The sequence below is a fragment of the Alcaligenes faecalis genome, assembly GCF_005311025.1.
In the GTDB taxonomy this organism is placed as follows: domain Bacteria; phylum Pseudomonadota; class Gammaproteobacteria; order Burkholderiales; family Burkholderiaceae_B; genus Alcaligenes; species Alcaligenes phenolicus.
The window spans coordinates 2,038,862-2,044,943 of the sequence record NZ_CP031747.1 but is presented as its reverse complement, the minus strand read 5'-3'; the positions used below and the strand labels follow the sequence as shown (position 1 = coordinate 2,044,943).

Here is a 6,082-nt window from a genome sequence, read left to right as displayed (position 1 = left end):
GGGGCAGGCTCCGGCGGGGCTGAGCGCTTGCTGGTGCTGCGCACCAGTTCCCTTGTCCTGAGATTGCTACGGGCGGGGCCTGAACTCGCCAGGTACTTGGTCCCCCGGACCAAGTACAAGCGCCTGGCTCAAACAGCAGGCCCCTTGCATCCCTACGCAATCTCAGGCCCGCGGCAAGCACTCTGATCCGCCCCGCCGGAGCCTGCCCCGACCCGAACAGCATGGTGGCAGTGCTCTTGAGTGGGCCTGCTTTCAACGGTTGTTGGCGGGGGCGGTTGGCACGCTGGAGCTGCTCGATCTAGTTCACAGACTCGACGGAATTAAGAGGTAGCTGATAGGAGGCTACCTGCACTGAGCAGGTCTAATCTGATGCTGACCTGACCTGACCTGACCTGACCTGATTCGATCCGATTTGACCTGACTGAGTCTGTCTTCATTGAGTCGCATTTACGATGTTTCGGTTCGTTCGTATTCTTCCTTGACTTGGCAATAGGTGGTCAGTCCTTATCGGCACTGTCACTAGTAGGGATGTTCGTATGCTTTTGTCCGGCCTCGTTCCGATGGGCAATAAAAAAGGGCGGAGATTCCGCCCTTTTTTGCGTCTGGCTGTTTAGCCTTGGTCCAGTGTGGCACCGCCGTCTACTCGCAGGTCGGACAGGGTGATGTGGCTGGCGCGGTCCGAGAGCAGGAACAGGACGGCTTCGGCGATTTCTTCGGGGTTGGCGATTTTTTGCAGGGGGATGCCCAGACGGTAGTTTTCGCCGGAACCCGCGATGACGGTTTCGCGCGAGCTGCCTTGTGCCCACATGGCTTGTTGCATGGGGGTGTCGGTGGAGCCGGGGGAGATGATGTTCACCCGGATGCCGTGTGGGGCCAGTTCTAGGCCCAGGCAGCGGCTCAGTTGGGTGACGGCGGCTTTGGAGGCGGCGTAGGCTCCCATGGCGATGCGTGGTGTGGCGGCGGAGTTGGAGCTGACGTTGACGATGGCGCCTTGCTTGCGCTCGATCATGCCTTTGGCCACGTTGCGGCAGACGTTGAAGACGCCGGTGGTGTTGATGGCAAAGGTGCGATCCCATTGTTCGTTGCTCAGCTCGGTGATGCGGCCCATTTGCAGGACGCCCGCGACACAGGCTAAACGATGAATGGGGCCCAGTTTTTCCTGCCCTTGGGCCAGCGCTGCATCAACGGCATCGGCTTGGCTGATGTCGACCAGGTGGCAGGAAACCCGATCACTGTATTCGGATTGACTCAGTTGGGTCAGTCCTTCTACGTCCAGGTCCAGAGCGATGACGCTGGCGCCTCGTTCCAGCAGTAGTTGGGTGACGGCAGCGCCAATGCCACGGGCCGCGCCCGTGACGGCTACGCATTCACCTGCAAATTCTTGTGTGCTCATGTGTGCTTCCTGTTTAGCTTTGCAGGCTGTCCTGGATTTCGGCGCAGGTCAGGCTGACGCCGCAGCGTTGCGAGACGTGGCGGATCGCCATGTGGTGTTCTTCCAGCGAGAAGTCGGCAACGCCGTCGATGGCCAGGAAGGGCTGCACGTCTTGCATGAAGGCTTCCAGGGCGGTGGTCATGCAGCCGATGTGGGCGTAAACGCCGGTGATGATCAGTTGATCGCGGCCCAGATTGCGCAGTTGCTCACGCAGGTCGGAGCGCTGGAAGGCGCTGTAGCGCCACTTGGTCAGCATGATGTCGTTTTCGGCCGGTGTCAGCTCGGGCACGACGGCTTGCTGGCTGTGAAATTCGCTGGCGGTCAGGCCGGGGCCCCAGAAGTCGTTCAGCAAGGCGCGGTCTTTTTCGGGCTGCTCGGTAGGCTGGGCGGTGTAGAACACGGGTATTCCCAGCTTGTGGCAAACCTCGCGCAGGGCGGCAATGCGTTCGATCAACATGGGGATAGGAGCCTGGCTCATATCGTATTTCTGCAGAAAGTAGGTCTGCATATCGTGAATGAGCAGGGCGGCACGATTGGCCTGTGGGCGCCAATTGACGCGGTTGGCTACGGGGGTTTGAGGCAGCTCGTAGCTGGGCAAGGCGTGAATGGTCATGAATCGTGTCTCCCTTAGATGGTTATGTTCTGGGCCAGACCCAATGAGTTGATCAGGGTCATGAGTTTATTGCCGGTTTCCTGACGTTCCAGGGCAGGGACGGAGCCGTCCACAATGCCGGCGCCAGCCGATAAGGTCAGCCCTTGCTGGGTGTAATGGCCGCAACGAATGGCGACTGCCCATTCGCCGTTGCCTTCGTGGTCGTTCCAGCCTATGGCGCCTGCAAAGTAGCCGCGATCAAAGGCTTCAGTGGCTTCGATGGCCTGCATGGCGGGCTGGGTAGGCAGGCCGCAAACGGCCGGCGTGGGGTGCATGGCCAGTGCCAGTTCCAAAGAGGTGACGGACGGGTCACGCAAACGGCCGCTGATACGGGTGGACAGGTGCCACAGGTTGGCGGTGCTGGTCAGGCTGGGGCCATCAGGCACGTCCAGGGAGTCGCAGAACTGGGACAGGATACGCACCACGTCTTCAATGACGTAGGCGTGCTCGCGCAGGTCTTTGCTGGAGGCCATCAAGCTGTCGGCGCTGGCCTGGTCGCGCTGTGGGTCGGCAAAGCGGGGGGCGGTGCCTGCCAGCGGGTTGACGGTAACCAGATCGCCCTGGCGACGCACCAGCAACTCGGGGCTGGCCCCAAAAAACAGATCCGGGTCTTGAGCCTTGCCGCCCGGCAAGGGCAGGGCGTAGGTGTAACCGGCAGGATTGCTGTGGAGCATATTGCTCAACACAGTCTGACGGTCCAGGGCTTCGTTCAGGGTGATGGTGACAGTGCGGGCCATCACGGTTTTGGCAATGTTCTGTTCGCGCATCGTGGCCAGGATGCGGCTGACGCTGTCTTCGTAGCCTTCGCCATCAGGCAGCAGGCTTTGGCTGGCAATGCTGTTGCTGGATTTGGCCAACGGCGGGCGCTGTACCGGGCGCAGCAGGACGGGATCGCGCTGATATTCTTTGGGAACGCGCAGGTAAGCCTGGCGAGTCGGGTTAAAGGGGATCACTCCCATCAACAGGGGGGCGTCCAGACCTTGCTGAGCGGCTTGCGCCAGCAAGGCTTGGGCATCAGAGAGCAGTTGCCCTTGGGCATTGTTGGTATGCCGCTCCAGTGCCGTGCCGTGTGCCATCAAACTGACGGTGGGAGAGGCAAATACGCTGCTGTCGGCCTGGTAATGACCTAACCATTCTTCAATGGTGGCATGGCGGACTTGGTCGGCTATACGGCTATTCATAGGAGTCCTTTTTGGGGCAAGGGTTTTGCCTTGGCGCCCCTTCTCATGGAAGGGGCGCATTCGGGCGGTTTACTTCAGGTGCAGGCGTGTGATGCGGTCAGCCGTCTGGTCATCCTTACCTTTGGATTTGTTGACCAGATAGGCATTGCCTTCGCCATCCAGGGAGACGTGGTTGGGGAAGCTGCCACCGTCCAGGTTGGCAACGATTTCACCCTTACCGTTCACGGCCGTCACGGTGCCCGCACCGCGGGAGGCCACGTAAGCCAGGGATGTCTTGGGATCGAAGACCACGTTCAGGGCACCGGCACCGATCTTGATGTCGTGCTGAACGGCACCGTCTTTGGCATTGATGATCAGCAGGTTGTCGCTGCCTTGGGCGGCGACGTAGACCTGGTCATTCTTGCTGTCTACCGACACACCAGCCAGACCACGTGCACCGGGCACGGGGAATACGGTTTGAGCATTGCCGTTTTTCAGGTCAATAATGATCAGCTCGTTGGTGCTGGCGCTGACGGTGTACAGACGGTCTTTTTCAGCGTCCAGAATCAGGCTCATGCTGCCGGGCTTGTTGCGGGTCTTCGATTGCAGCTCGATCGGGTCCAGCTGAGTCAGCTTCTTGGTGTCGAATACAGCTACGGTGTTGGCGCCGGGCGAGGACACGTAGGCACGGTCTGTTTTCTCGTCTACAACCACGTCGCGTGGGTGGCTGACGACGCCGTCTTCAAACTGTTTGACCAGTTTCAGGTCTTTCTGGCTGTAGACAGCAATGGAGCTGCTGCGGGTGTTGGTGACCCAGACATTGCCTTGCTTGTCGTCCACGTCCACACCGTAAACGGCTTGAACCTGACCATCGTCACGGCCTTTTTGGGCGGCAGGTGTCACGCTGGCTTCAACCGCCAGGGTCTTGGGGTTCACTTTGACCAATTGCGACTGCTTGACGGGTGGGCGGCCCACGGCGGAAGTCACGAACAGCACTTTGTTCTTGGGGCTGTAGGCGCTTTGGTACAAGCCGGGCACCAGGTGCTGGGATTGCAGTTCGAATTTGTCCTGACCGCTCAGCTCAACTTTTGGGGACACCTTCAGATTGAAGATGTCGGCCGTCGAGGGCTTGCTGACTTGCATGACCACAGGGTGCACGCCCACAGCGGCGTCAGCGGGGATGGCGATCTTGGTGCTCAGATTGCCTTCTTTGTCGGCAACCAGGGCTTGAGGGGTCAGAGTGTGACCGTTTTGCAGCAGGATCACTTCCTGGCCGGGGGTGAAACCACGGCCTGCCAGTTGGGCTTCGGAGCCTGCATAGACCACGCCAGCAGCATTCAGGGAACCGCGAAAGTCAGCATCAGGCTGGTCAAAAGCGGGGGCCGCAAAGGCATTGGCCAGGGACAGGGACAGGACGGCTGCGCTCAGGCCGGCCTTGCGCAGCAATGCGGCAGGGGTACGGCGAATGCAATTGACATTGATTAGCATCTTTTAATCCTAAATAAAGGTTCGGTCGACAAGACGGTCCATGTAGGAGATCTTTCTACAGGCGTGCAGCAGGCGTGGGTAGAACAAAATCGAGATGTCAGGCATTGGGTGGGCCATCCTGTTTGCTGGCCGAACGCAGGCCTTGGTTGAACACGCCGAAACCGCAAGCGACAGCGGCACAGGCCAAACCACCCACGGCCACGGCGACTGCCGGGCCCAGCAGACGGGACAGATAACCCATTTGCATATTGCCCAGGGCCTGGCCCAGGGAATATTGCGTCATCCACAAGCTGGAGACACGGCCCAACAGGTAATCGGGGGTGTGGTGCTGAACCAGCGCCATACGCATGATTTTGGAGATGGTGTCGGCAGCACCCATGATGGCCAGGCAAACCAGTGCCCACCACAGGGTCGCTTGCAGGGACAGGGCCGCTACCGCCAGGCCCCAGATCAGTACGGCAATCACAATGGCAGCACCTGGACGGGACACTTGGCGGCACCAGCCGCTGGATAAGGCAGCTAGCGTGGCACCGACGGCCGGAGCGGCGTAGAGATAGCCGGTGGCGGTGGCACCCATTTTCAGAATGGTGTCGCCCCACTCGGGCATCAGGGCCAAGGGAGTGGCCAGAATCAGGGCAGCCAGATCAATCAGCAACAGGGCGCGCAGCAAGGGGTGGCTGGCCACAAAACCAAGGCCATCACGCAGGGATTGGAAGGCGTTTTTCTGAGGCTGCTTGCCCGCTTGCGGAGGCAAGGGCGGCAGAGCACGCAAGAGCAAAGGGGTGATGATGACACCGCAGAGCACGATCACGTAGCAGAAAATCAGGCCGGGACCGGAGATCAACACGCCAGCCAGTGCGGGGCCGATAATACCGCCCAACTGCATGGCCAGACCGGACAGGGCGGCCGCAGCGGCCAGCTTGTCTCGACCGACCAGTGCCGGGGTAGCGGACATCATGGCCGGGACGCTGATCCCGCCTGCCGCACCACCAATGGCAGCGGCCACATAGATCAACCAGACCTGCGGGTTGGGCAGCAGCGTATTGAGCAGGAACAGCACCACGCTGATGATGTAGACACTGCGCGACCAGACCATCAGGCTGCGCCTGTCCATGCGGTCCGACAAGACACCGCCGGCAATCAGTGCCAGCACCATGGGGGTGGCCATGGATACATTCAGGAAAGCAACGGCCACACTGGATTTGGTCAGCTCATAAAGCTGCACGCTGGCAGCCACCATCAACATGCCGGTGACCAGCACCGTGGCGGCCCGAGCGAAGTAGGCAAAGCGGAATGCTCGACTTTCGATTAGTGGCGAGATATCCAGAAAGAAACGTCTTACAGACATGG

The 6,082-nt window shown here is 60.2% G+C and carries 5 protein-coding genes; all 5 read right to left on the bottom strand.

The window, feature by feature from the left end:
* Nucleotides 1-610 precede the first annotated feature (610 nt).
* Nucleotides 611-1,393 (bottom strand): 2,3-dihydro-2,3-dihydroxybenzoate dehydrogenase, encoded by a 783-nt coding sequence (locus D0C27_RS09335; protein WP_137430841.1) that lies wholly within the window; start codon nt 1,391-1,393, stop codon nt 611-613.
* A gap of 13 nt (nt 1,394-1,406) precedes the next feature.
* Nucleotides 1,407-2,045 carry an isochorismatase family protein gene (locus D0C27_RS09330; protein ID WP_137430840.1) on the bottom strand — a complete coding sequence of 213 codons (639 nt, stop codon included), beginning with the start codon at nt 2,043-2,045 and terminating at the stop codon, nt 1,407-1,409.
* A gap of 14 nt (nt 2,046-2,059) precedes the next feature.
* Complete coding sequence (locus D0C27_RS09325) at nt 2,060-3,265, bottom strand: isochorismate synthase (protein ID WP_137430839.1); 1,206 nt, start codon at nt 3,263-3,265, stop codon at nt 2,060-2,062.
* A 69-nt stretch (nt 3,266-3,334) separates the two neighbouring features.
* Nucleotides 3,335-4,732 (bottom strand): YncE family protein, encoded by a 1,398-nt coding sequence (locus D0C27_RS09320; RefSeq protein ID WP_052159195.1) that lies wholly within the window; start codon nt 4,730-4,732, stop codon nt 3,335-3,337.
* A 97-nt stretch (nt 4,733-4,829) separates the two neighbouring features.
* On the bottom strand, nt 4,830-6,080 hold the full coding sequence (entS, locus tag D0C27_RS09315; RefSeq protein ID WP_137430838.1) for an enterobactin transporter EntS: 1,251 nt from the start codon (nt 6,078-6,080) through the stop codon (nt 4,830-4,832).
* Between the last annotated feature and the right edge of the window lie 2 nt (nt 6,081-6,082).